At 50.7% G+C, this 22,367-nt stretch carries 20 protein-coding genes; 6 read left to right on the top strand and 14 right to left on the bottom strand.

Annotated elements, in window-relative coordinates:
* Nucleotides 1-17: 17 nt before the first annotated feature.
* Genes ACO0LK_RS11740 through ACO0LK_RS11730 form a run of 3 tightly spaced genes read right to left on the bottom strand, consistent with a single transcriptional unit; the run spans nucleotide 18 to nucleotide 1,611 of the window.
* Nucleotides 18-482 carry a GNAT family N-acetyltransferase gene (locus tag ACO0LK_RS11740; RefSeq protein WP_422975221.1) on the bottom strand — a complete coding sequence of 155 codons (465 nt, stop codon included), beginning with the start codon at nucleotides 480-482 and terminating at the stop codon, nucleotides 18-20.
* A gap of 20 nt (nucleotides 483-502) precedes the next feature.
* Nucleotides 503-1,147, bottom strand: a complete 645-nt coding sequence (locus ACO0LK_RS11735) for an FMN-binding negative transcriptional regulator (RefSeq protein ID WP_422975219.1) — start codon at nucleotides 1,145-1,147, stop codon at nucleotides 503-505.
* A gap of 2 nt (nucleotides 1,148-1,149) precedes the next feature.
* Complete coding sequence (locus ACO0LK_RS11730) at nucleotides 1,150-1,611, bottom strand: OsmC family protein (protein ID WP_422975217.1); 462 nt, start codon at nucleotides 1,609-1,611, stop codon at nucleotides 1,150-1,152.
* A 113-nt stretch (nucleotides 1,612-1,724) separates the two neighbouring features.
* Between ACO0LK_RS11730 and ACO0LK_RS11725 the strand changes: the two genes are divergently transcribed.
* Nucleotides 1,725-3,233: a PLP-dependent aminotransferase family protein gene (locus ACO0LK_RS11725; protein WP_422975215.1), complete on the top strand. Its 1,509-nt coding sequence runs from the start codon at nucleotides 1,725-1,727 to the stop codon at nucleotides 3,231-3,233.
* A 45-nt stretch (nucleotides 3,234-3,278) separates the two neighbouring features.
* Here ACO0LK_RS11725 and leuA read toward each other — a convergent pair whose 3' ends face one another.
* The 4 genes from leuA to ACO0LK_RS11705 all read right to left on the bottom strand — a co-directional run bounded on the left by leuA (nucleotide 3,279) and on the right by ACO0LK_RS11705 (nucleotide 7,646).
* Complete coding sequence (leuA, locus tag ACO0LK_RS11720; RefSeq protein ID WP_422975213.1) at nucleotides 3,279-4,994, bottom strand: 2-isopropylmalate synthase; 1,716 nt, start codon at nucleotides 4,992-4,994, stop codon at nucleotides 3,279-3,281.
* Nucleotides 4,995-5,591: 597 nt separating this feature from the next.
* Nucleotides 5,592-6,401, bottom strand: coding sequence for a prolipoprotein diacylglyceryl transferase (lgt, locus tag ACO0LK_RS11715; protein ID WP_422975211.1), 810 nt, complete (start codon nucleotides 6,399-6,401; stop codon nucleotides 5,592-5,594).
* A gap of 49 nt (nucleotides 6,402-6,450) precedes the next feature.
* A complete protein-coding gene (locus tag ACO0LK_RS11710; protein ID WP_422975209.1) occupies nucleotides 6,451-7,353 on the bottom strand; it encodes a LysR family transcriptional regulator in 903 nt (300 codons plus the stop codon).
* A gap of 59 nt (nucleotides 7,354-7,412) precedes the next feature.
* The gene (locus tag ACO0LK_RS11705) at nucleotides 7,413-7,646 is read right to left on the bottom strand and encodes a TIGR04438 family Trp-rich protein (protein ID WP_422975207.1); all 234 of its coding nucleotides are present in this window, start codon (nucleotides 7,644-7,646) and stop codon (nucleotides 7,413-7,415) included.
* Nucleotides 7,647-7,876: 230 nt separating this feature from the next.
* Between ACO0LK_RS11705 and ACO0LK_RS11700 the strand changes: the two genes are divergently transcribed.
* Nucleotides 7,877-8,185 (top strand): c-type cytochrome, encoded by a 309-nt coding sequence (locus ACO0LK_RS11700; RefSeq protein ID WP_422975205.1) that lies wholly within the window; start codon nucleotides 7,877-7,879, stop codon nucleotides 8,183-8,185.
* Between the two features lie 187 nt (nucleotides 8,186-8,372).
* On the opposite strand, the gene ACO0LK_RS11695 is transcribed toward ACO0LK_RS11700, so the two are convergent.
* Nucleotides 8,373-9,518, bottom strand: a complete 1,146-nt coding sequence (locus tag ACO0LK_RS11695; protein ID WP_422975203.1) for a branched-chain amino acid ABC transporter substrate-binding protein — start codon at nucleotides 9,516-9,518, stop codon at nucleotides 8,373-8,375.
* Between the two features lie 147 nt (nucleotides 9,519-9,665).
* On the opposite strand from ACO0LK_RS11695, the gene ACO0LK_RS11690 reads away from it, so the two are divergent.
* Nucleotides 9,666-10,175, top strand: a complete 510-nt coding sequence (locus ACO0LK_RS11690; protein WP_422975201.1) for an Lrp/AsnC family transcriptional regulator — start codon at nucleotides 9,666-9,668, stop codon at nucleotides 10,173-10,175.
* A 191-nt stretch (nucleotides 10,176-10,366) separates the two neighbouring features.
* On the opposite strand, the gene ACO0LK_RS11685 is transcribed toward ACO0LK_RS11690, so the two are convergent.
* The 6 genes from ACO0LK_RS11685 to folD all read right to left on the bottom strand — a co-directional run bounded on the left by ACO0LK_RS11685 (nucleotide 10,367) and on the right by folD (nucleotide 16,198).
* Nucleotides 10,367-11,671 (bottom strand): D-amino acid dehydrogenase, encoded by a 1,305-nt coding sequence (locus tag ACO0LK_RS11685; RefSeq protein WP_422975199.1) that lies wholly within the window; start codon nucleotides 11,669-11,671, stop codon nucleotides 10,367-10,369.
* Between the two features lie 162 nt (nucleotides 11,672-11,833).
* Complete coding sequence (locus ACO0LK_RS11680; protein ID WP_422975197.1) at nucleotides 11,834-12,214, bottom strand: hypothetical protein; 381 nt, start codon at nucleotides 12,212-12,214, stop codon at nucleotides 11,834-11,836.
* A gap of 1 nt (nucleotide 12,215) precedes the next feature.
* Nucleotides 12,216-12,635: a DNA polymerase III subunit chi gene (locus tag ACO0LK_RS11675; RefSeq protein WP_422975195.1), complete on the bottom strand. Its 420-nt coding sequence runs from the start codon at nucleotides 12,633-12,635 to the stop codon at nucleotides 12,216-12,218.
* 6 nt (nucleotides 12,636-12,641) lie between these two features.
* Nucleotides 12,642-13,268: a glutaredoxin family protein gene (locus tag ACO0LK_RS11670; protein ID WP_422975193.1), complete on the bottom strand. Its 627-nt coding sequence runs from the start codon at nucleotides 13,266-13,268 to the stop codon at nucleotides 12,642-12,644.
* Between the two features lie 19 nt (nucleotides 13,269-13,287).
* Complete coding sequence (locus ACO0LK_RS11665) at nucleotides 13,288-15,351, bottom strand: M3 family metallopeptidase (RefSeq protein WP_422975191.1); 2,064 nt, start codon at nucleotides 15,349-15,351, stop codon at nucleotides 13,288-13,290.
* Between the two features lies 1 nt (nucleotide 15,352).
* Nucleotides 15,353-16,198 (bottom strand): bifunctional methylenetetrahydrofolate dehydrogenase/methenyltetrahydrofolate cyclohydrolase FolD, encoded by an 846-nt coding sequence (gene folD, locus ACO0LK_RS11660; RefSeq protein WP_422975189.1) that lies wholly within the window; start codon nucleotides 16,196-16,198, stop codon nucleotides 15,353-15,355.
* 388 nt (nucleotides 16,199-16,586) lie between these two features.
* Between folD and ACO0LK_RS11655 the strand changes: the two genes are divergently transcribed.
* The 3 genes from ACO0LK_RS11655 to ACO0LK_RS11645 all read left to right on the top strand — a co-directional run bounded on the left by ACO0LK_RS11655 (nucleotide 16,587) and on the right by ACO0LK_RS11645 (nucleotide 22,113).
* The gene (locus ACO0LK_RS11655) at nucleotides 16,587-19,376 is read left to right on the top strand and encodes a TonB-dependent receptor (protein WP_422975187.1); all 2,790 of its coding nucleotides are present in this window, start codon (nucleotides 16,587-16,589) and stop codon (nucleotides 19,374-19,376) included.
* Nucleotides 19,377-19,644: 268 nt separating this feature from the next.
* Nucleotides 19,645-19,965 carry a DUF2322 family protein gene (locus tag ACO0LK_RS11650; protein WP_422975185.1) on the top strand — a complete coding sequence of 107 codons (321 nt, stop codon included), beginning with the start codon at nucleotides 19,645-19,647 and terminating at the stop codon, nucleotides 19,963-19,965.
* A 141-nt stretch (nucleotides 19,966-20,106) separates the two neighbouring features.
* Entirely contained in the window at nucleotides 20,107-22,113 is a 2,007-nt protein-coding gene (locus ACO0LK_RS11645; RefSeq protein ID WP_422975183.1) for a PQQ-binding-like beta-propeller repeat protein, read from the top strand.
* Nucleotides 22,114-22,367: the final 254 nt, after the last annotated feature.

Raw genomic sequence — 22,367 nt, 5'->3', positions numbered from 1 at the left:
CTGGCCTATGTTGCAGATTAAACCAGGCTTTTGCGATAGACAATGAAGCCAGAGCGATCAGCTACCTGATTATAGAGTTGCTGGGCAGTTGCATTGGTCTCATGGGTTTGCCAGTACACCACGGTGCTACCGGCCAGGTTTGCCTGTTCATAGACCGCCTGGATCAGTGCCCGTCCCACCCCCTTGCCGCGTGCCTCCGGTAGCGTGAACAGATCGTTCAGATAGCAACTGGCTTCGATGCGGCTGGTAGTTCTGTGGAACAGGTAATGGGCCAGCCCCAGCAATTGCCCGTCCTGCTCTGCCACCAGTGCGTGTACTGGCTCATAGCCATCAAAAAACCGCGACCAGGTCATCTGCGTGACAGCATCCGGCAATGCATTCGGGCCAGTGCGTTCATAGAAACGGTTATAGCCATCCCACAGGACAGACCAGGCGGCAAAGTCTTCTTTTTTGACGAGTCTGACAACGATGTTTTCTTGCATACGATATTTTCTCAAAGTCTTTAAATAAATAATTGCTGTTCCATGACCGTTGCCATGTCCTGCACTTCCGTATTACCGGTTTCACGCAAGCCGCTCGCTATCGTTATGCGGTCCTCTGTGGTTTTGTTCTGGCTGGTCTTCCATTTGCCACAGAGGCGCCGTATGGGGATTTCTATACCAACGATCATGTCCATCATCCGGTCTATGTACTCTGCCGGTGCATCGCTGACCTGCCAGGGTTGATCCAGCTTGTGTTCGAAATGTGCGCTGAGCTCTGTCAGCAAGGCCAGGAATTGCTGCCTGTCTTCGACGATGCGCATGGGGCCGTGTGCATGCACGACCGCATAGTTATAGGTAGGCACAACCGCACCAGTACGTTTTTTTTCTGCATACCAGCGTGGACTGATATAGGCATGCGCTCCCTGGAAAATCACCAGCAGTTCTTTGCCGCTAGCCGCACTTTGCCATACCGGATTATTGCGGGCAACGTGGCCACGCAAGATGCCATACGGGGCATCTGCCGTCGGTGGTGTCACCAGAAAAGGCAGGTGATTGGCATCCAGGCCATCCTCATTGTGCGTGACCATGGCGGCCAGAGGATGGGCCTGTATCAGGGCGTGCAATACATCCAGGCGTTGTTCGGAAAAATGATCTGGCAAATACATGATTATTCGATTTCTATGATAACTTCTGCGTGAATGGAATTGGCGATATAGCATTGCTCATGCGCCATATGATGCAGTTCCTCGCGTTCCTGTAAGCCGGGTTGCTGTGCTCCGGTATAGCTTTCATGCGGGCGTAAATGGATACGGGTGATGGCTCGTTTGCCTTGTGCATTTTTATCCATGATGCCGACCGCCAGATCCTGATACTGATCGAGTACATAACCACGCTGTGCCACGAAGGACAGATAAAACAGCATATGGCAGGACGCCAGCGCCGCGACCAACGCTTCTTCCGGATCGACGTTACCTGCTTCTGACATGGGCAGCGGCACAGATAAGGGGGAAGATGAAGCCGGCACTGTCAGTCCACCATCAAATTCCCACTGGTGGGCACGGCTGTATTTATTATCAGTGAATACCTGCTGACCACGTTCCCAGTTAATTTTTGCCTGGTATTGATGCATTTGTTACTCCGTCTGGAAGAAATTGGTTTTTATCTTAATTTTTATATTGGTTATTTAAAAGTGCCAATTTTAAGTAAAATAAGAATACCAATTTCTTGAGTGAGCCTTGACCCATGCATGTATCGCCATTAATGGCCAGTATCACTCTGGACAGGCAGCATAGTTTGCCGCTGTACAGACAGCTATATGGCGAAATCAGAAAAGCCATACTCGGTGGCCAGATGCTGCCGGGCATGCAGTTGCCGCCCAGCCGTGAATTCTGTCTGGCCCTTGATATCTCCCGGCAAACCGTGCTGAATGCCTATGACCAATTGCTGGCGGAAGGGTATCTGCGTGGCAGCGTCGGGCAGGGTACCTTTGTCAATGAAGACTTGCCCGCACAGGTGCAGACACGCAAATCCAGGGATGTTCAGATGACTGACAGTGTGGTGGCTCAAGAACAGCGGGGTGTTTCGCGACGTGGCAGCCGGTATATTGATCCACGTGGCAGTACCCGTTTCCATGAAGGGCCGGTGCGCGCTTTCCGCGTCAGCATGCCGGACCTGGGCCTGTTTCCTTTTGATGTATGGGCGCGGCTGGAAGCGCGGCATTGCCGTCACCACAAAGGGCAGCTCGGTTACGGTGACCCTGCGGGCTACCGCCCCTTGCGTGAATTACTGGCGGTATATCTCAAAGCAGCACGCGGCGTCAATTGCACGCCGGAGCAAATACTGATCACATCAGGCTCACAACAGGCGCTTTACCTGCTCAGTACCATGTTGCTGGATGTGGGTGAGCAGGCCTGGGTAGAGTCACCCTGTTATCGCGGTACCACCGCCGCTTTACATGCAGCACAGGCGCAGATGTGCCTGGTGCCGGTAGATACAGAAGGCATGGATATCGCTTATGCCGCCGGCCATTTTCCCGACGCGAAACTGGTCTTTGTCACGCCCTCGCACCAGATGCCTCTGGGCATGACCATGAGTTTGCAAAGACGCATGGCCTTGCTGGAATGGGCGCAACAGAATGCAGCCTGGATAGTGGAAGACGACTACGATAGTGAATACCGTTTCGGCAGTTCGCCACTGGCATCCCTGCAAAGCCTGGATACCCGGCAATGCGTGATTTATGTAGGCACCCTGTCCAAGGTATTGTTTCCAGGCCTGCGTCTTGGTTATATGGTCTTGCCGGAGACACTGCGTGAGCCGCTGATACAGGGCAAATCAGTGATTGATAAACATACTGCCGTTATGCCGCAAATGGTATTGGCAGATTTTATTGCTGAAGGCCATTTTGGCAGGCATATCAAACGCACGCGCAAAATCTATGCGGAACGTCAGGCCTGCCTGGTCAACTGCCTGCGCCGCGTACTGGATGATGAACTGGAATGTGGCGCACAAGATGGTGGTTTGGATCTTGCCGTGTATTTCAAAAAAAACCGTGATGAAGAACGTATCATCCAGGCTGGACTGGCGCTCGGTCTGGAGTTGCGCGGCTTGTCGCATTATGTCGGCATACCCGGTCAGGCTGGCAGGACTGCCAGCCATCCCTCAGGTTTGTTACTGGGTTTTGCTGCACTGGATGTGGCTGAGATCGAGCGCAGTGTGATGTTGCTGGCCAGTGTGTTCAAGAACGACCAATAGCAACCAATAGCAACTCACACCGCATCAAATCGCTGTTATTCCAGTTCAGGCCGCCAGCATGTCCAGTTCCGTACCGGAAGTTGCCAGCGCATGCCGGTTGATGGCACTGATGATGGCCTTGATGCTGGCCGTCGTTGCATCGTCAGCGATGGCAGCACCGTGCTGGCTGCTACCGTCATTGATACGCGCTTCAATGATGCAGACCGATTGCTGTTTGCCATGGCGCGTGACCTGTTGCTCGCTCCTGTCCATGATATTGATGTTAAAACCGATAGCCTGAAAAGCCTGTATCTGTGCATCTGAAATACCATGACCTGTACCGCGCGCAGCTTGTGGCTGTTCCTGGTGCAGCAAATCCAGACACAGGGATATCTGTGCAGAATCAGATGGCGAGGTCCCGTGATGCGGGACAGGGTTTGCATGATGTGCCTGATAACTTAAAGGGTTTGCCGGATGCAGATAGGTGTCGCTGAAAATCTGGTGTATCTGTTGTGCCTGCATTTCTTTGCCGCTTTGATCGGCAAAGGCCTGTACTACCCGGCTGAACTCAATCTGCAGACGGCGTGGCAGACTGATGCCATATTCCTGTTCCAGCAAAAATGCCATGCCGCCTTTGCCTGACTGGCTGTTGACGCGTATCACCGCATCGTAGTTGCGACCAAGGTCGGCCGGATCTACCGGCAAATACGGAACTTCCCAGATGCCATCGGCGCTTTGCTGGGCGAAGCCCTTCTTGATGGCATCCTGGTGTGAACCTGAAAATGCGGTAAACACCAGATCACCTACATACGGATGACGTGGATGGACCGGCAACTGATTGCACTCTTCGACGCACTGACGCACGCTGTCGATGTCAGAAAAATCCAGTCCAGGATGTATGCCCTGGGTGTACAGATTCAGGGCCAGCGTCACCAGATCGACATTGCCGGTGCGTTCACCATTACCGAACAGGCAGCCTTCGACACGGTCAGCACCCGCCATCACCGCCAGTTCGGCAGAGGCAACGGCAGTGCCCCTGTCATTGTGCGGATGGACACTCAGAATAATGGCATCGCGCTGTGCCAGATGCCGGTGCATCCATTCAATCTGGTCTGCATACACATTCGGTGTCGCGCATTCGACCGTGGTTGGCAAGTTGATGATCATCTTGCGTTCAGGTGTAGGACCCCAGATCGCGGCCACTGCGTCGCAGACTTCCTTTGAAAAATCCAGTTCTGCCATGCTGAAGGTTTCGGGGGAATATTCAAATACCCATTCCGTTTCCGGCATACTGTCTGTCAGTTGTTTGATGAGGCGGGTGCCATCGATGGCAATCTGTTTGATTTCTTCCCGCGATTTGCCAAACACGATACGCCGGAAAGCTGGTGCAATGGGATTGTATAAATGCACGATGGCGCGCTTTGCACCCCGCACCGAATCAACGGTGCGACGTATCAGGTCTTCACGTGACTGTGTCAATACTTCGATGGTGACATCGGCCGGGATGCGCTGTTCTTCTATCAGCTTTCGCACAAAGGCAAAATCAGTTTCCGAAGCTGATGGGAAGGCGACTTCAATTTCCTTCAAACCTACCTTCACCAGCATTTCAAAGAAGCGCAGTTTTTTTGCCGCATCCATGGGTTCGATCAGGGCCTGATTGCCATCACGCAAATCGGTACTCATCCAGATGGGTGCCTGTTGTATGCGGCGGCTGGGCCACTGCCTGTCTGCCAGATCAACGGTAGGGAAGGGCTGATATTTTTTACTTGGGTCGATGATCATCTTGTTCTCTTTTGTAAAGGACAGCACAGTGCCTCAGCGATGCGCTGATGTCTGTTTGAATTGCAATGGAAAAAGTGGCTTCAGGCTAACCGGCTGCCACGAAAAATACGAGGCCAGTTAACCGATCAGTAGTCGTAGCGCAGCCAGGCGCAGCATGCAGACAGCAGGGACGATCGCCGTCAGGGTGAATTGGTCACCGGCAGAAATCTTTGCTGAGTTGATCAAATGTGTCATGCTGTTTTTTTCCTGCGTACAGGATCGCTAAAGGTACTGCTGAATAAACTGTGGATGTGAAGCTGGAGGTACGACAGAAAAGCGAAGCTAATGGAGCTTATAGTAGCGCGCCGGATAGTGCGGATAGTAGAGATAGTGTTACCGACATAGGCATCTGTACCGCTGGCAAGAGCTTGCCAGTAGTCGCGGTGTGCGCATCAGATGTGTAGGTAAGAAAGTTCATATGCTTAATGTAAAAGATATCTGGCGCTGTCGTCAAGCAGAATTTTCTGAAACTTCAATCCGCTTGAAAAGATGAGTGCACAGGATACGATCCTCTGCACTCATTCCTCCATCCCTCATTTGTTTTTCGCCGGCTTCCGGTCAGGACTTGCGTGCCGGTCTCGCAGCAAATCTGTAGGAAAAAAACAGCAGTAACAAGCCGCCCAGTATCATGGGCAGCGACAGCATCTGTCCTGCCGATATCGTGAATCCAAGCAAATCAACTTCGTAGTCCGGTGTGCGGAAGTATTCGGTAAAAAAGCGTGTGCAGCCATACAAGGTCACGTACAGCGCGCCTACTGCCAGACGCGGCCTGGCCCGCATGGCAAACAGCCACAGGATGATGAACACCAGCAGACCATCTACCAGTGCCTGGTATATCGGCGAAGGGTGAACGGGGTAATTAATGCCTGGCCACATCATGGCCCATGGCAGGTCAGCAGAGGCCACACGGCCCGGCAATTCATGATTGATGAAATTGCCCAGGCGGCCCGCGGCATAACCCAGCGGCACCAGCGGCGCAATAAAATCGTACACATCAGCCAAGTGGAATTTAGCCTTGCGTGCCCATAAATACATCGCGACCAGCACACCCAGAAAACCACCATGGAAAGACATGCCACCTTTCCATACCGCGAAAATTTCCAGCGGGTGGGACATATAGTAAGAGAAACCATAAAACAGGACTTCGCCCAGGCGTCCGCCTATGATGACCCCCAATACCCCGAAAAACAGCATGTCGTCGATATGTTCGCGGGTCCAGCCTTTGGCCGCAATATGGGGCTGTCGCAGCCTGACACGGCCAAGGATGATGAACTGGACAAATGCCACCAGATACATGATGCCGTACCAGTGAACAGAAACCGGGCCTAAGGAAAATGCAATGGGGTCAGGATTGGGATGAATGAGCATGAAGTTCGATTATTGCAATTATTGGTCAATTATTGGTAATTATTGCTAATTATTGGTTAAACAGATGCACAAAGGCACCAAGTACTGCTGAGTGATTGTTCTTGCGCCAGGCCAGGCCAATTTCCACCACCGCCGTGCTGTCCGGCAAATCAAAGTACAGAACACCGGGGCGTTGCAGGTTCGACACGGATTGTGGCACAAGTGCGATTCCCATGCCAGCCGATACCAGGCCAACGATGGTCTGCATCTGTATCGCCTCCTGGCCAATCTCTGGCGTCAGGCCAACACCATGAAAGCATCCCAGTATGGCATCGTGCAATGCCGGGGCAATTTTTCTTGGAAACAGGATCAACGGCATGTTTTCGCATTCTGCCAGTCCCATGCTGTGGCGTCCCTGGGCAAAGCTTTCTGGCACCGCCAGCATTAACGGTTCGGATAATACTTTTTGGTAACTCAGCACATGTTGCAGCTTTTCAGGGATGGGGGGAATCAGGAAGCCGGCATCGATTTCGGCTTTTTCCAGCGCATCCAGTTGCACATCTGTGGTCGCTTCACGCAAGTCTATGTGTACAGCCTGATGCTGCTGGCGGAATTCACGCAGCGCGGGCGGCAATATGCTGTAGTCGGCAATGGACACAAAGGCCAGTGACAACTGACCGCTGGCACCGCTGGCAGCCAGTTGTACCAATTGGGGTAAGGCCTGGGCCTGCTGTAATAGCCTCCTGGCTTCCGGCAATAGCGCTATTCCGGCAGAAGACAGGGCAATATTGCGGGTATTGCGGATGAACAAGTCCGCGCCCAGTATGCTTTCCAGTGCCTGTATCGCCTGGGACAGCGGCGGCTGGGTCATGTGCAGTCGGGTTGCCGCTTTGCCAAAATGCATTTCTTCGGCAACAGCAAGAAAATAACGCAACTGACGCAATTCGAGGTGTCTTGTTTCGGGTATCGGCATGGAGTGTTTCAGGCGGATTTCAGCCGTATTGCAGCTACCGGCCTGTTTTGCTGATCTGATCAGCGTCTGCCGGTTTTTTTCTCGAAAGCGCGTTTTACCCGCTCTTTCTGGATTTTCTCATAATGTGCATGGTCCTTGCGCTTGTCCAGCCCGAATAAACGTTCAAAGATCTCGAACCATAGAAAAGCAGCGAAAGCACCGCCGACTATCCACCACCAGGACATGCTGGCAAAAATGGATATCTCTGCGAGTTTCAATACCAGCAGCAAAAACAGGACAATGATGGCAAACATGGCTAACTTCCTTTTTGTATGGGACTGGTGCAGAATCGGCGCAAACAAGGCATCCTATCTTACCTGAACAGAAAAGTCCCTGTCCTGAACGTTGACTGCACTGTAACTGTGACAGATTCATTATACCTTTCAACGCTGAATCTGCTTCAGGTCAACCTTTGCTTCACACTAAACGTTAGATGTGGGAAAAAGCGGTAAAATGGTAGATAGTTTTTAACCTGGAGAGAGCAATGAAATATTCTTTGTTGGTAGGTTCGGTGTTGGCAGTCATGGCTTCTGGTTCAGCAATGGCAAATATGGATTTGGCAAAGTCAAAAAACTGCATGGCGTGCCATTCGGTTGATGCGAAGGTTGTTGGTCCTGCCTACAAGGATGTGGCCAAGAAGTACGCTGGCGACAAGACAGCCGAAGCCAAGCTGGTACAAAAGGTCTTGAAGGGTGGCAGTGGCGTCTGGGGCGCAGTTCCGATGCCTGCCAATGCACAGGTTACTGAAGCCGAAGCAAAGACCCTGGTCAAATGGATTTTAAACACGAAGTGATCGGGCTTGCGGCCTGTATGATAGTAAATTATCTTATTGATAAGTAAAACAAGGCAATGCAGACAGGCTAGCCGGTAATATAAAAAACCAGAGGTTCTACTCTGGTTTTTTTATGTGTGACGAATTTTGGCGGCAGAAAAAGAACAGCCAGCTTGCGCTGGCTGTTTTTTTGCAGAAGGAAGTAATATTACTTCACAACTTGCAGCAATTCACGAGCGCCGCCTTTGTATGTGTACAAAGTCAGAGTACCGTCTTTGATGTCGCCTTTGGCATCAAATGCGATATCGCCTGTCACACCTTTGTGCTTGATTTTAGCCAGGAATGGCAGGTATTTTGCTGGTTCAGCAGATTTGGCCTGTACCATCGCATCAACCATCGTCATGACTGCATCATAAACATATGGTGCGTAGATCTGTACGTCGATACCAAATTTCTTCTTGTAAGCAGCTTTCCAGTCATCATTGACTTTCTTCTGTGCTTCCAGAACACCGCCTGCTTCAGCGCAGACAACCTGGCCTTCGCCGATTGCATCGCCAGCCAGTTTGGTCAGATCTGTCGTACAGATACCATCACCGCCCATGAACTTGGCAGTAATGCCCAGTGCTTTCATCTGACGCAGCATAGGACCGGCAACTGCATCCATACCGCCAAAGAAGATGACGTCAGGTTTTTTCGCTTTGATTGTGGTCAGAATCGCGTTGAAATCTGTGGATTTGTCAGTTGTATGTTCCTGAACAACGATTTCAGCACCCTTGCCTTTGGCGCCTTTGATAAATTCAGCAGCAACGCCTTCACCGTAGGCTGTTTTGTCATCGATGACAGCGACTTTTTTCGCTTTGTTGATCTGAACCGCGAAACGGCCCAGTGTGCCACCCAACTGGCCGTCATTCGCAACTACGCGGAATGCGCCTTTAAAACCTTGTTGTGTGTATTTTGGATTGGTTGCAGATGGGGAAATCTGAACGATACCAGCAGCATTGTAGATGCTGGAAGCAGGGATGGTAGTACCAGAGTTCAAGTGACCGATAACGCCATTTACTTTCGCATCAACCAGTTTTTGTGCTACGGTTGTGCCTTGTTTTGGATCGCCTGCATCATCTTCAGCCAGCAGTTCGAATTTTGCTTTTTTGCCGCCGATCATGACACCTTTGGCGTTCAGTTCTTCGATCGCCATTTTGGCGCCGTTTTCATTATCTTTACCCAAGTGGGCGATCGCGCCGGAGATCGGACCAACGTGACCAATTTTAACAACCAGATCTTGAGCTGCCGCAGCACCAGCGAAAGCGAATGCAATTGCGCCAGCCAGTGGAATCATTTTAGTTTTGAACGACATGAACATACTCCTAAGGAATAAAAAAAGTAGGATAACAACACTGCATCTCTGACTTATTCAGATAACTGAACAGCAAGAAGGTACAACAGAAAAAATATTTCGCAAAGCTATTTTGTGTGGTTTTTTCTCCAAACTGACGTTTTTTATATGCCCCAATATCGCACCCTTGACAAGCTGGATCGCAAGCTCCTGAACCTGCTCCAGAAAGACAATCAAACCCCCACCAGAGTCCTTGCCGACAAGCTGCATATTTCGCAGCCGACCTGCCTGCGGCGTATCCGCGAACTGCGTGAAGCCGGGGTCATCAGCGCCGAGGTGGCAATGGTCGACAGCTTTGCGCTGGGCTATGGCATGCTGGCCTTTCTGGAAGTGTCGCTGACAAATCAGGCCGATGAATTCATGCGTGAATTTGAAGCCCGCATGAATAAGGAAGCCGAAGTCATGCAGTGTTATTTTGTGTCTGGGGAGTATGATTATTTCCTGGTTGTGCATGTGATCGATATGGACGCTTATTACCAGTTTGTGCGGCGCGCAATTTCGGGGTCGGGCAATGTCCGTCATTTCCACTCGCGTTTCCCCATGAAGAGAGCCAAATTCACTACCCGTATTGCATTTGACGAGAAGGCAGCTGAGCTGCCCGTGCGCACAGGTAAATAATTTACTCTAAAAACGCGGCTGGCAGGGTTATGGATGACAAAAGAACGCAAGTTGCCGCATCTTGTGATGCTGAAACGCAACTTGCGTGAGGGGGAAGCGGAATTCGGGGCTTTGCTATGTCTCTGCTATATCTCTGCTATTTCTCTACAATCGCCCGGTTTTGTGTAGACAAGCGTTCAGGCTGAAGGAAATCAGGCTGGCTGCAACTGGCTTTTTTGTTGGCTGCGGGCAATGCCGGTAAAGGCAAAATCGACTTCAGGTGTCAGGCCGGAGACGATGTCGGCAATGGCGCGGCCAGATCCTGCTCCCATGGTCCAGCCCAGCGTACCGTGACCAGTATTGAGGAAGAGGTTATCGAACCGGGTTTTGCCTATGTAGGGGACATTCGATGGCGTCAGCGGACGCAAGCCTGTCCAGTACACGGGATTTTCATAATCGCAGGCATCCGGGAACAGTTCACGCGTGCGACGGGTGATGGCTTCGCAACGGGCCGTGTTCAGGTCGCGGTCATAACCGTTGATTTCACAGGTGCCAGCTACCCGCAGGCGATCACCCAGACGCGATACCACCAGTTTGTATCCGTCATCCGTGAGTGATACTGTCGGTGCCAGTTCAGGCCGGGTTATGCGATAGGTGGCGGAATAGCCTTTGCCCGGATAAATCATCAGCGAAATGCCCAAAGGTTTCAGTAAGGCCTGCGAATGACTGCCCATGGCCATGACGAAGGCATCAGCCTTTAGCACACTGTGGCGGCCCGCGGCATCGATGATTTCCACGCCTGTGATTTTGGCGGCAGCACCCCTACCTTCAGACAGCAGGCGAGTGATGGTGGTGTTGAACTGAAATTGTACACCGGCTGCCCTGGCCCTGTCTGCCAGACCGGTGGTGAATTGATAGACGTCGCCTGATTCATCGGTTTCGGTATAGTCACCACCGACGATCTTGTCGCGTATGCCAGCCAGCGCCGGTTCTCGTTTGACGACTTCGTCAGCGGATATGGAGTCACGCGGACAACCCAGATCACGCATCAGCCTGGCAGCAGGCAGGGAGCTATCGAATTCTTTCTGATCGGTATAGAAGTGCAGTATGCCTTTGGTCAGGCAATCATACTGTATGCCGGTTTCTGCACGCAGGGCGCGCAGGGTTTGCCGGCTGTATTCAGAAATGGCGACAATTTGCCGGATATTGTTAGCCGTGCGGGCTGGCGTGCATTCGCGCAAAAAATTCAGGCCCCATAACCATTGCAGCAATTCGGCGCGCGGACGGAACAATAGCGGCGCATCCTCCTTGCCCAGCCACTTCAGTACTTTCATCGGGGCTGATGGATTAGCCCAGGGTTCCGCATGCGATACCGAAATCTGGCAACCGTTGGCGAAACTGGTTTCCTGTGCAGGGCCAGGCTGGCGATCTATGACGATGACCTCATGCCCCTGTTTTTTCAGGAACCAGGCCGAGGACGTGCCAATAATGCCGGAACCAAGAACGATGACTTTCATTGCGGAAATCTCCTTAAGTGATCTGAAACTGATCTGATCGATTAAGGAGATTGTAGAAATACTTTGCTTTTCCGGGTAATCAAAAGCGATGCGTTGATTTTTATTTTTGAAAGCGAAATTGAGTTTTGTGTTTAAAAATAAAAATAATTTGAGAATTTTTGATTATTTTGAGGACTTTACCTTGCTAATTTCCTGAGTGATGGCGCGGGTGATGACTTCTTCCAGGGTTTTATGCAATCCCGTGCGTATTTCACCAGCCAGATTCTCGACAGCAATTTGCAGTACATCCGCCAGACTGTCTCTTACTCTGTGTTCGAGTACGAAATCGATGCGTGCCAGTACCTGACGCAAGACGTTTTCATGCAAGGTCTGCTCCAGTGCCTGCCAGTCTTCTTCACTGCGGTCATCAGTCACATTGTTCGTGGTCACAGACGACGTTTCCGGGGCGACAGGCGCAGTTACAGGTTCTTTTACCGCAGCGATTTCTTCCGGCAGTATGACTTCGGTCAGTACCGGGATGCTGGCATCAATTTGATTGTTCATTTTATTTTGCCACTGAGTGAGTAAGTGGATAGCCTTGCTGCTGATAGTGCCGGTAACGCTCGCGTCCGGCCAGCTTGTCGGCATCTTCAGCGGAGATGACTTCTATCATGCGCTGAAATTGGGTGAAATTGGCAGGTGTTTCTGCGGTCAGATTGATCAACACATCATAATGCGGACAGGCTGCCCTGTCGTCATAACTGAGCACGATAGGCGTGCAGGATGACAAAGGGTCGGTCAGCATCACATGCGGCAAGAAATCTGCCTCGGTCAGGGTCCACAAGGCCATGCTTAGCTTTTGCAGGAAAACCCGGTCGTGATGAAACACGACCATTTTGCTTTTGGCCGCATGCGCCTTGCGTATCAGCCGGCAAGTATAGTTCAGCTTGTCGGCCACATTGCTATGAAAATCGATCCGTGTCATGCGATATTAAAAGCGTATGCCATTGTCCTGTGTTGGTTTTTGTGGTGGCAAGGGTGTCGCCGGTTTCGGTGGGGCCGCTGCATCTTTGGCGGCAGTCGCTACCACCGGGGCTGCCGGTTCTGCTGCGGGATAGCGATAATCCTTGGGTAATTTGCTGGTGGCGGGATAACCAGCACTGTCCAGTGCTTTTCTCCAATCTACAGAATTGAAGCCCTGGAATTTGACATTGGCAATCATCATGAACGGCAATTGCGTATCACCACTGACCTGCTTGAGCTTGTCGAGGTCAGCGTTATTGCTGATGGTTTTTTCAGAAAATGGAACGCCGTTACTTGTCAGAAATTTGCGGGAATCATTGCAAGGTGAGCAATTGTTCGTGCTGTACAGGATTACGGGATTTTTTGCCACGACTGCAGCCAGTTCCGGAGGAAGATTACCCATGTCCGGGCCATTGGAAAAGCTTTTCTTTTCCACCTTTTTTTGCCCTGGTGGAGGTGGCTGATCACTGTAAGTGACCTTGCCATCCGGACCGACCCATTTATACATTTGCGCCTGCGCACCCGAACTGAAAAACATTGCAGACAATAGCGCCGGTAGCAGGGAGCAGGCAAGGATTGTTTTACTTGATTTCATCGTTTTCTCCGGATAAAAATTATGCACTCATGCCATTATGTCGCAACAGGGCATCGATAACGGGTTCACGTCCGCGAAATGCCTTGAATGAAGCAAGCGCGGGGCGCGAGCCACCGGCTTCCAGTACGGCAGTCTGGAAGCGTTCACCGACAATGCGCGACAGGGTGCTGCCGGCTTCTTTGGCATGCTCTTCAAATGCGGCATAGGCATCTGCCGACAAGACTTCAGCCCACTTGTAGCTGTAATAGCCTGCCGCATACCCACCCGAGAAAATGTGGCTGAAGGAATGCTGGAAGCGATTGAATGCTGGCGGGTGCAGTACCGCGACCTGGCTCCTGACCACTTGCAGTATGTCCTGCACGGTTTGCTTACCCTGAGGATCAAAGGCATCATGCAGGCGCATGTCAAACAGCGAAAATTCCACCTGGCGCAAAGTTTGCAAGCCGGACTGGAAATTTTTTGCCGCAATCATCTTGTCAAACAGGGCACGAGGTAAGCTTGCACCGGTATCAACATGGGCCGTCATATGTTGCAGCACATCCCATTCCCAGCAAAAGTTTTCCATGAATTGTGAAGGCAGTTCCACTGCATCCCATTCCACGCCGGAAATACCGGAGACGGACAGATCATCCACCTTGGTCAGCAAATGATGCAGGCCATGACCAAATTCATGGAACAGGGTAATCACTTCATCATGGCTGAACAGGGCCGGTTTGCTGACGCCATTGATGCTGACAGGCGCGCTGAAGTTGCAGGTCAGATAGGCAACAGGTGTTTGTATACCTGTACTGGTGAGCCTGCGGCCACGGGCATCGTCCATCCATGCGCCACCACGCTTGCCATTGCGTGCGTACAGGTCCAGATAAAACTGGCCTATCAGTTCGCCATTTCTTTCAAGACGATAAAATTTGACGTCTTTGTGCCAGGTGGTTGCCTGGTCCGTTTTGATCTCAACTGCAAACAGGGTCTGGATGACGCGGAACAGACCATCCACCACCTTGTGTTCGGGGAAGTATTCTTTCACTTCCTGCTCAGAAAACGCATAACGCTGTTGGCGCAATTTTTCCGAAGCGAAGGCATAATCCCAGGCTTGTAACTCGGCAATACCCAATTGTTCTGCTGCAAAAGCGCGCAGTTCGGCCAGGTCTTTTTCGGCATAGGGGCGAGCGCGGCTGGCCAGGTCTTCAAGGAACTGGCTGACCTGTGCCGGTGATTCTGCCATCTTGCTGACCAGCGATACCTCGGCAAAATTCTTATAACCCAGCAATCCGGCTTCTTCCTTACGCAAGCGCAAGAGATCACTCATGATGCTGCTGTTGTCCCACTCTGCCTTGGCACCCAGTTCGGAAGCCTTGGTCGCGCTGGCACGATAAATCGTTTCGCGGATGGAACGGTTTTCTGCATATTGCAGCAAGGGATAATACGAAGGGAAATGCAGGGTAAATTTATAACCGGTTTTTTCATCGGCTTCTGCGGCCGTTTTAGCCGCTTGCAGGACATCTTCAGGCAAACCTTTCAGGTCGGCTGCATCTTCGATAAACAAGCCGTAATCATTGGTCGCATCCAGCAGGTTTTCCGAGAATTTTGTCGACAGGGCAGCCTGTTCTTCCTGGATTTCGGCATAGCGCTGTTTTTCTGCTTCCGGCAGTTCTGCACCACTCAGGCGAAAATCACGTAGGGCGTTCTGGATAATGGTTTGCCTTGCTTCCGGCAAATTACCAAAGTCAGGCGCATTTTTCAGTGCCTTGTAATTGGCGAACAGAGACAGGTTTTGTCCCAGTTCAGTCCAGAATTCGGTAATGGCGGGCTGGTTTTCATTGTAGGCAGCCCGCATTTCGGGCGTATCGACCACTGCGTTTAAATGGCCAACGATACCCCAGGCGCGCCCCAGTTTTTCGGTAGCGTTTTCCAGTGGTTCGACAAAGTTGTCCCAGGTGACCGGGACAGTATTTTTTTCGAGCTCAGCGATAACGGCACGATTCTCCTCCAGCAGGGCCGCAATGGCAGGGCCAACATGCTCGGCCCGGATATCGGCAAAACGTGGCAGATCACTAAAGTCCAGCAGGGGATTATCTTGGCTCATATTAAATTCTCTCAGCAGCTTCTATGGTATTGACCAGCAACATGGTGATGGTCATCGGGCCGACTCCGCCTGGCACAGGCGTAATATAGCCTGCCACTTCCTTGCTTGGCAGATAATCAACGTCGCCGCACAATTTACCTTCATCGTCGCGATTCATGCCGACGTCAATAACGACGGCGCCAGGTTTGATCATGTCCGCCGTGACGATATTGCGTTTGCCGGTCGCAACTACCAGAATATCGGCATTGCGGGTATGGGCCGCCAGGTCCCGGGTCTTGGAATTACAGATGGTGACGGTTGCACCGGCTTGCAAGAGCAGCATGGCCTGTGGCTTGCCGACGATATTGGAAGCACCGACCACGACCGCATTCGCGCCGCGTACAGGATAATCAATCGACTCCAGCATCTTCATGACACCATACGGTGTGCAGGGGCGGAACAGTGGTTGTCCTGTCATCAGTAGCCCGGCATTGCTGATATGGAAACCATCCACGTCCTTCTCGGCAGCAATGGCTTCTATCACCTTGTTGGCATTGATATGCGCTGGCAGGGGCAATTGCACCAGGATGCCATTGATTTTTGCATCCTTATTCAATCTGTCTATATGGGCCAGCAGGGCTTCTTCACTCAAATCAGCCTCGTATTTTTCCATGACTGAATAAAAACCACAGTCTTCACACGCTTTCACCTTGTTGCGCACATAGACCTGGGAGGCGGGGTTTTCACCCACCAGGATGACGGCCAGGCCAGGTTGATGGCCTTTGGCAGTCAGTACCGCTGCGCGCTTGGTCACATCGGCGCGTATTTGTTGGGAGAGCTGGGTTCCGCTGATAATTTGAGCAGTCATGATTGGGCGATTAAGTGAAAATGAGGTGAGAAGTAAGTGGAAATCAGCCTCGATTATAAATGATGCGCGCTGAATGACTCTTCTGAGTGAGTACAAGTGAAGGCAAGAGGTTTTTTCCGGGATTTCTTAACCACAATATTGATTACAATAAGTTGCCATAAAAATATTGAATTTGTATTCATTAATTACTTCTTTGTAGAAAAATTTTCTCATTTGGTTATGGTTTGTCACGGGTCTGTTGTTTTCTCATCGCATTCGCAGGGTTGTAATTGACTTCACATTTCAGGAATGGCTTCATACCATCTGTGAAAATTAATTTTCAAAAGTTTTTCATCGTGACCTGATTTTGATGTCGCAATGCCCAGATTCAATTAAAAAGGAGAAATATATGCTGAAGGAAAAAGTAATTTCGAGATCGCTGCGCATTATGTTTTCTGGCGGTTTGGTCGTAACCGCCGGTTTGCTGGCACAACCTGCATTGGCGCAGGATGATGGTAAAGTTCAACGGGTGGAAGTGACAGGTTCCAGCATCAAGCGTGCTGAAGCTGAATCTGCTTCCCCGATCCAGATCATTACCCGTGCCGATATTGACAAGGCAGGCAAGACTACTGTTGCTGAATACCTGCAAACCCTGACTGCTGATGGCGCCGGTTCTTTGCCAACCAGTTTCGGTAACGGTTTTGCTGCTGGTTCTACAGCAATCTCCTTGCGTGGTCTGGGTGCCACATCCACACTGGTATTGCTGAATGGTCGCCGTATGGCGCAGTTCGGTCGTGCTGATGACGGTCAAAAAGCATTTACCGATATCTCCACTATTCCTATGGAAGTGGTAGAACGTATCGAAATCCTGAAAGATGGCGCTTCTTCCATCTATGGTGCTGATGCGATCGCCGGTGTGGTCAACATCATTCTGAAAAAGAACTACGAAGGCGTAACAGTCAGCGCTACTGCAGGTACTTCCGGTTCACGTGATGCCAACCAGGCCAAAGCTTCGATTACCGCAGGTTTTGGTAATCTGGAAAAAGACAAATACAACATCATCATCAATGCAGAGGCTTACAAGTCCAATGAACTGATGAATTCCCAGCGTTCTGACCGTGACTGGATCGGTACAGGCGACTGGCGTCGTTGGGGCTACCCGATGAACACGGTTGGTTCTTTCACCAATGGTTACATCGCCGGCAATAACAGCGCTTCCCCAAGCCCTACAGGTTCCCTGCGCGATCCTAAGACACTGAATTATGTATCCCTGCCAGGTTGCTCGACATTGTCCGCAACCAAAGTACAAGACGTAGGCGGCGGTTGCTTGTGGTATGCGGATCAGTTCCGTTCCATGCTGCCACAAATCGATGGCGTGAATCTGTTCAGCCGTGGCACATTCCAGATCAATGAAGATCTGCAAGCTTATGCAGAATTTGGTTATTCCCAGCGTAAAGCAGCCTTCACGGTAACGCCTCCTGCGACATCTTCCAACGTTTTCTTCCCGCCAAATGCAACCAGCCCGACTGGTAACATCAATTACGGTACGGTCATCGTGATGGCAGCAGATCATCCGCAAAACCCGTATGGCGCGCCGGTCCGTCTGCGTTATTCGATGTTTGACGTAGGTGCCAATCGCCGTATCGCTGACAACTCTTTCTACCGCGCTGTTGCCGGTTTGAAAGGCACGATGGCAGGTTGGGAATTCGATACTGCGATTCTGCATTCCGAATCCAAACTGCACCTCGACTACACCAACATGATCAACATGAACGTGTTGAAGGCAGCCTTGGGCGATTCTAAGAGCCCATACTTCCCATACTATATCGGTACACAGGCAAGCAAAAACAATCCTGCCCTGTACGCTGCCATGGTCAAGACAGCATCCCTGGATGCGCCTACCAAGATGGATATCATCGACTTCAAGGCTTCTCGTGAGTTGATGCCTTTGCCGGGCGGTATGATGGGTCTGGCGGTTGGTGCTGAATACCGTAAAGAGTCTTACAACATGCCATCCCTGGACGGCAGTAAAGACGGCTCCATCAACAGCAGCTATGTTGCTGCCAAAGGTGATGAAACGGTATCTGCCCTGTATGCAGAGGTACTGGCTCCAGTGATCAAAACAGTAGAGTTGTCCGGCGCGCTGCGTTACGACAAATATTCTCACTTCTCATCCGTGACACCAAAAGTTGGTGCCAAGTGGACACCGGTAAAAACTTTTGCTCTGCGTGGTACTTACTCTGAAGGTTTCCGTGCACCGAGTGCACCTGAATCCGGTACAGAAAGCTTTAGTGCTGGTACCGCAACTGTCAGGGACCCAGTTCGCTGCCCGAATGGCACGCCACTGGCAGGCGCACAGGCATCTGATTGCGCAACGACTTTCACAGGCTTCAAAGTCGGCAATCCTAACCTGCAACCAGAAAAATCCAAAGGTTACACTTTGGGCGTAGTCTGGGATCCGCTGCCTGATACCAATCTGGCTGTAGATGGCTGGTTGATTCGTCGTAACAATGAAATCAACTCCATGTCCTTCCAGACAGCAGCAGCGTTGCCAGGTGTACTGCGTCAGGACAATAACCTGACCATCAACGGCGTAGTGACACCTAACACAGGTACCATCATCGGTGGCGCAGCTCCGTATGCCAACTCCAGCTACACCGAAGTAAAGGGTGTTGATTTCAACGCGAAACAACGTTTCAACCTGGGTGAATACGGCAAGCTGAATGCAGACCTGAACTGGACACACGTCATCTCATGGTTGCGTGTTGACGGTGCAGTTCAGCATCAATATGCAGGCACACACGGTAACTGCGATACATCCAACTGTGTCGGTACACCAAAAGACAAAGTCAACTTTGTACTGGCCTGGGACAAGGGTGACTGGAACGTGACTGGCATCATCAGCTATCGCGGCTCCCTGAAAAACATCTCCGAAGAAGGTCAGCCATGTGCTAACAAGTTTGCTGACGGCACTGATGCGCCAGCAGGTTGCACACTGGCATCCTTCACTACGCTGGATATGTCTTTCCGCTACAAAGCAATGAAAAACCTGGAAGTATTCGGTTCCGTCTCCAACCTGTTTGACAAAGTGGCTCCATTGGATCCTTTGACTTACGGTGCCATGGGCTTCAATCCTATGGATTCCAGCGGCGCACTGGGTCGTTACTTCAAAGTTGGTCTGAAATATCAATTCAAATAATAGCTGGATAACCAGGTTCAATTCGACGCAAGTCGAATTGCGCTAATGAAGCGATAAAGAGCGATGAGAAATCATCGCTCTTTTTTTATCGCCATGCCCGCCGTCAATGATAAGTTTGACGATAGATATTTTTTGTCTGGCTTTATGTTCATGCAATGCCGTTAGCTAAAAAATGGCCCAACCCGTAAAATGCAGTCTTTTTAACGCGCCTGTTGGCGACTGCGCGGAAAGTGTTCATGCGCATCACATGACTTTGAAGGAAACATCCATGCAATTCAGCGAAATTCTGCCCACCCTGCCTGTCATTGATCACCTGGCTGCCATTCAATTATTTGATGGCGTAACACTGGTCGCACAAATAGATAACAAGCCGGGCTCGGCTGGTAGCGTACGTGTCTATCATGCCCTGTTACAGGAGTTTGTCGAAATCAATACCGCAGCCGCTACAAAGGGCCTGCAGTTGTATGCTGAACATACGGCAGATGCCAGGGCTTTCCCGGGCAAGCACCCGAATATTGATCGTCTGCTGGTATTGCTGGCAGATGCTTCCGGCAGCAAGAAACTGACCGGGAAACTGATCGCTCATTGATTGTGTATTGATGGGCAGTGCAAGGGACGAATCTGTCCTGATTGGCGAAGCGGGATTTCCCCGCAGATTCCTCGCGCTTCAATAGCCAGTGCACCACATGGTTTGATTTGCTTTCACCTGCGGTAAATTTTCTCAATCTTTATGAAAAACATCAAAAAACTCACCTCCTTTCTGTTGTTATCTTTGCTTTTGACGGGCTGTGGCGGTGGTTCCGGTGGCGGTGCCGGGTCAGGTACGAATACAAGTACAAATACGGGCACAAGTACAGGTAATCCGGTTGACACGCTGCCGGTAGTATCCAACGATGGTGGCTTGAGCTTTACGCCATCCAGTTTGACGGCGACTATTCTGCCTTACGAAAATAAAACCTTGTCGCTTGATATACGTGCGAACCGCAATTTCCCGGATGTGGTGAATGTCGCGATAATCGACACAACAGGTGTTATTACCGACGATATCAGGATCAAGGCGATTGATAAATATAATTACCAGGCAAGTGTCACGACTAGAAGCCTCAAGCCGGGCAGATATAGCGGCATACTGGAGGTGAAATTATGCAAGGACAGTCCCTATAGTTGCGCGCAGCCGCATGAAGGCTCACCCTGGAAGCTGCCATACAGCTTTGAAGTAAGAGCGCCAAGTATTACGATCAGCCCAGCGGAGATCACAGCATCATTTGTCCCTGCCGAAGAAAAGTCATTTGAGCTTGAAGTCAAAAGTGAAGCAGGCATCGATTTCATCAATCGCGTCGGTGTCAGTGTCACCGATCCAGCCGGTTTGCTGACCAACGGTAATTCAGTGACCAAGATCGATAAAAACACCATACGCACCACCCTTAGGATGACTTCAAAACCGCCAGTGGGCAAATATGTCGGGGCGTTGGAAGTACGCTTGTGCGGAGGGAATATTAATTCATGTGATTTCCCCTATCAGATCAACCCCTGGAAAATACCCTACAGCCTGGAAGTAAAAACGAATACCAGCACACTGACACCAACGCCGGGCGCGGCCGACTGGAATGGCTACCAGGGTAATGTGGCACATACAGGTTACGTGCCGGTAACGCTGAATGTGAACGCCTTCGCGCCGCGATTCCTGTTTGAGATCGACAGCAACAAATACATGGCGCAGGGGCAAATCACTACGCAGGGTGACACAGTTTATTTCTCAGCACAGGCAGCAAATGGTGGAAGTGGTGGAGCGGTATTCGCTGTGAATGAATCTGATGGCAAGGTCAAATGGACGTTTCCGGTTGCTGATGGCTGGGTGAACCCACCTGCTGCGCAAAACGGTAAAGTCTATTTCATGAATACTGCCACACAAAGCTCAGGCTTGTGGATGCTGGATCAATCCAATGGCAATAGATTGGGTAAAACGAACGTCATCACAACAAGCAGCTATTTTTATGCGCCGGTGGTTGATGGGCAAACTGTTTTCAGCCGAAATGGGCCACAGAGTCAGTTCCTGTCCAGTTCGTCGGCGGATACACTGAGTAGTAACTGGAATTTTGCATCCGATAATATGGATGCACTCTGGTCGCCAGCGGTAGATGCCAATTACGTTTATATGTTTGTCCCCAAGGGAAATACTGCCGGACCAAGCGGATTGGCGATAATTAATCGTCAATCCGGCAAGCAGACGACGCTGATCGCTGCTTCTAATATCCAGGCATCAATGACCAGGGTAGAGCCTACGCTGTGTGATGGTGTGAATTTATTGATTGCAAGTAATGGGTTGAGTCTGGTGAATTTTGATCTGGCTTCGCAAAAAATTAAATGGACCGTCAAAGACACGTTTTATAGTAATCCTGTTTGTGCTGGCTCTACCCTGTACATCCTCAATGGATATGGCGTTGATGCCCGTTCACTCAGCACCGGGGCCTTGCTGTGGCAGTGGAAATTTCCGGACGGCGTTTACTATGACCAAAAACCGATTGGTGCCAATGGCTATCTGCAAAACATGATTGTCACCAATAATGTTTTATTGCTTGGTTCTTTTAGTACCGTATTTGCTGTCGATTTGAGCAGCCATCAGACGGTGTGGTCTTATCCACGAGGTGGCGATCTGGCCTTGTCTAAAAATGGCATTCTTTATGTGAACAAAGGCACCAGCGGTTATGGCAGCTTTATGGCGTTCAATACCAAATAGCCTGGAATTGGCAGGTGCCTGTGCGTACCTGTCTTTAGGTGCCTGCTTATGATATTGCTGCGGACATGCTGCGTGGCCATAACCGGGCCTCAGGAGCATTAAGATCGTAGACAGAATCCAGGAACTGGACGAGTGTTCTGGCATGGTGGCAAGAGGTCAAAATGCTGCATTGCAGCTTAAATTTCATAATGTGAAATCATATATCGCTATTTGAAAAATAAAAAAGTCCTGTTAAAATGCTTGCGAAAACAAAA

The organism is Undibacterium sp. Ji49W, assembly GCF_049340205.1.
Classification (GTDB): Bacteria; Pseudomonadota; Gammaproteobacteria; order Burkholderiales; family Burkholderiaceae_D; genus Undibacterium.
Note: the sequence above shows the minus strand (reverse complement) of the source record. Positions and strands in the feature narration are given on the sequence as shown.

Bases quoted from the DNA above. Each gene is read 5' to 3' on its own strand.
- ACO0LK_RS11690 (WP_422975201.1), top strand. From the start codon at position 9,666: ATGCCCCAATATCGCACCCTTGACAAGCTGGATCGCAAGCTCCTGAAC.
- ACO0LK_RS11685 (WP_422975199.1), bottom strand. From the start codon at position 11,671: ATGAAAGTCATCGTTCTTGGTTCCGGCATTATTGGCACGTCCTCGGCC.
- ACO0LK_RS11645 (WP_422975183.1), top strand. From the start codon at position 20,107: ATGAAAAACATCAAAAAACTCACCTCCTTTCTGTTGTTATCTTTGCTT.
- ACO0LK_RS11655 (WP_422975187.1), top strand. From the start codon at position 16,587: ATGCTGAAGGAAAAAGTAATTTCGAGATCGCTGCGCATTATGTTTTCT.
- ACO0LK_RS11740 (WP_422975221.1), bottom strand. From the start codon at position 482: ATGCAAGAAAACATCGTTGTCAGACTCGTCAAAAAAGAAGACTTTGCC.
- ACO0LK_RS11650 (WP_422975185.1), top strand. From the start codon at position 19,645: ATGCAATTCAGCGAAATTCTGCCCACCCTGCCTGTCATTGATCACCTG.
- lgt (WP_422975211.1), bottom strand. From the start codon at position 6,401: ATGCTCATTCATCCCAATCCTGACCCCATTGCATTTTCCTTAGGCCCG.
- ACO0LK_RS11730 (WP_422975217.1), bottom strand. From the start codon at position 1,611: ATGCATCAATACCAGGCAAAAATTAACTGGGAACGTGGTCAGCAGGTA.
- ACO0LK_RS11705 (WP_422975207.1), bottom strand. From the start codon at position 7,646: ATGTTTGCCATCATTGTCCTGTTTTTGCTGCTGGTATTGAAACTCGCA.
- ACO0LK_RS11700 (WP_422975205.1), top strand. From the start codon at position 7,877: ATGAAATATTCTTTGTTGGTAGGTTCGGTGTTGGCAGTCATGGCTTCT.
- ACO0LK_RS11725 (WP_422975215.1), top strand. From the start codon at position 1,725: ATGCATGTATCGCCATTAATGGCCAGTATCACTCTGGACAGGCAGCAT.
- ACO0LK_RS11735 (WP_422975219.1), bottom strand. From the start codon at position 1,147: ATGTATTTGCCAGATCATTTTTCCGAACAACGCCTGGATGTATTGCAC.
- ACO0LK_RS11675 (WP_422975195.1), bottom strand. From the start codon at position 12,635: ATGACACGGATCGATTTTCATAGCAATGTGGCCGACAAGCTGAACTAT.
- ACO0LK_RS11695 (WP_422975203.1), bottom strand. From the start codon at position 9,518: ATGTCGTTCAAAACTAAAATGATTCCACTGGCTGGCGCAATTGCATTC.
- leuA (WP_422975213.1), bottom strand. From the start codon at position 4,994: ATGATCATCGACCCAAGTAAAAAATATCAGCCCTTCCCTACCGTTGAT.
- ACO0LK_RS11665 (WP_422975191.1), bottom strand. From the start codon at position 15,351: ATGAGCCAAGATAATCCCCTGCTGGACTTTAGTGATCTGCCACGTTTT.
- folD (WP_422975189.1), bottom strand. From the start codon at position 16,198: ATGACTGCTCAAATTATCAGCGGAACCCAGCTCTCCCAACAAATACGC.
- ACO0LK_RS11670 (WP_422975193.1), bottom strand. From the start codon at position 13,268: ATGAAATCAAGTAAAACAATCCTTGCCTGCTCCCTGCTACCGGCGCTA.
- ACO0LK_RS11680 (WP_422975197.1), bottom strand. From the start codon at position 12,214: ATGAACAATCAAATTGATGCCAGCATCCCGGTACTGACCGAAGTCATA.
- ACO0LK_RS11710 (WP_422975209.1), bottom strand. From the start codon at position 7,353: ATGCCGATACCCGAAACAAGACACCTCGAATTGCGTCAGTTGCGTTAT.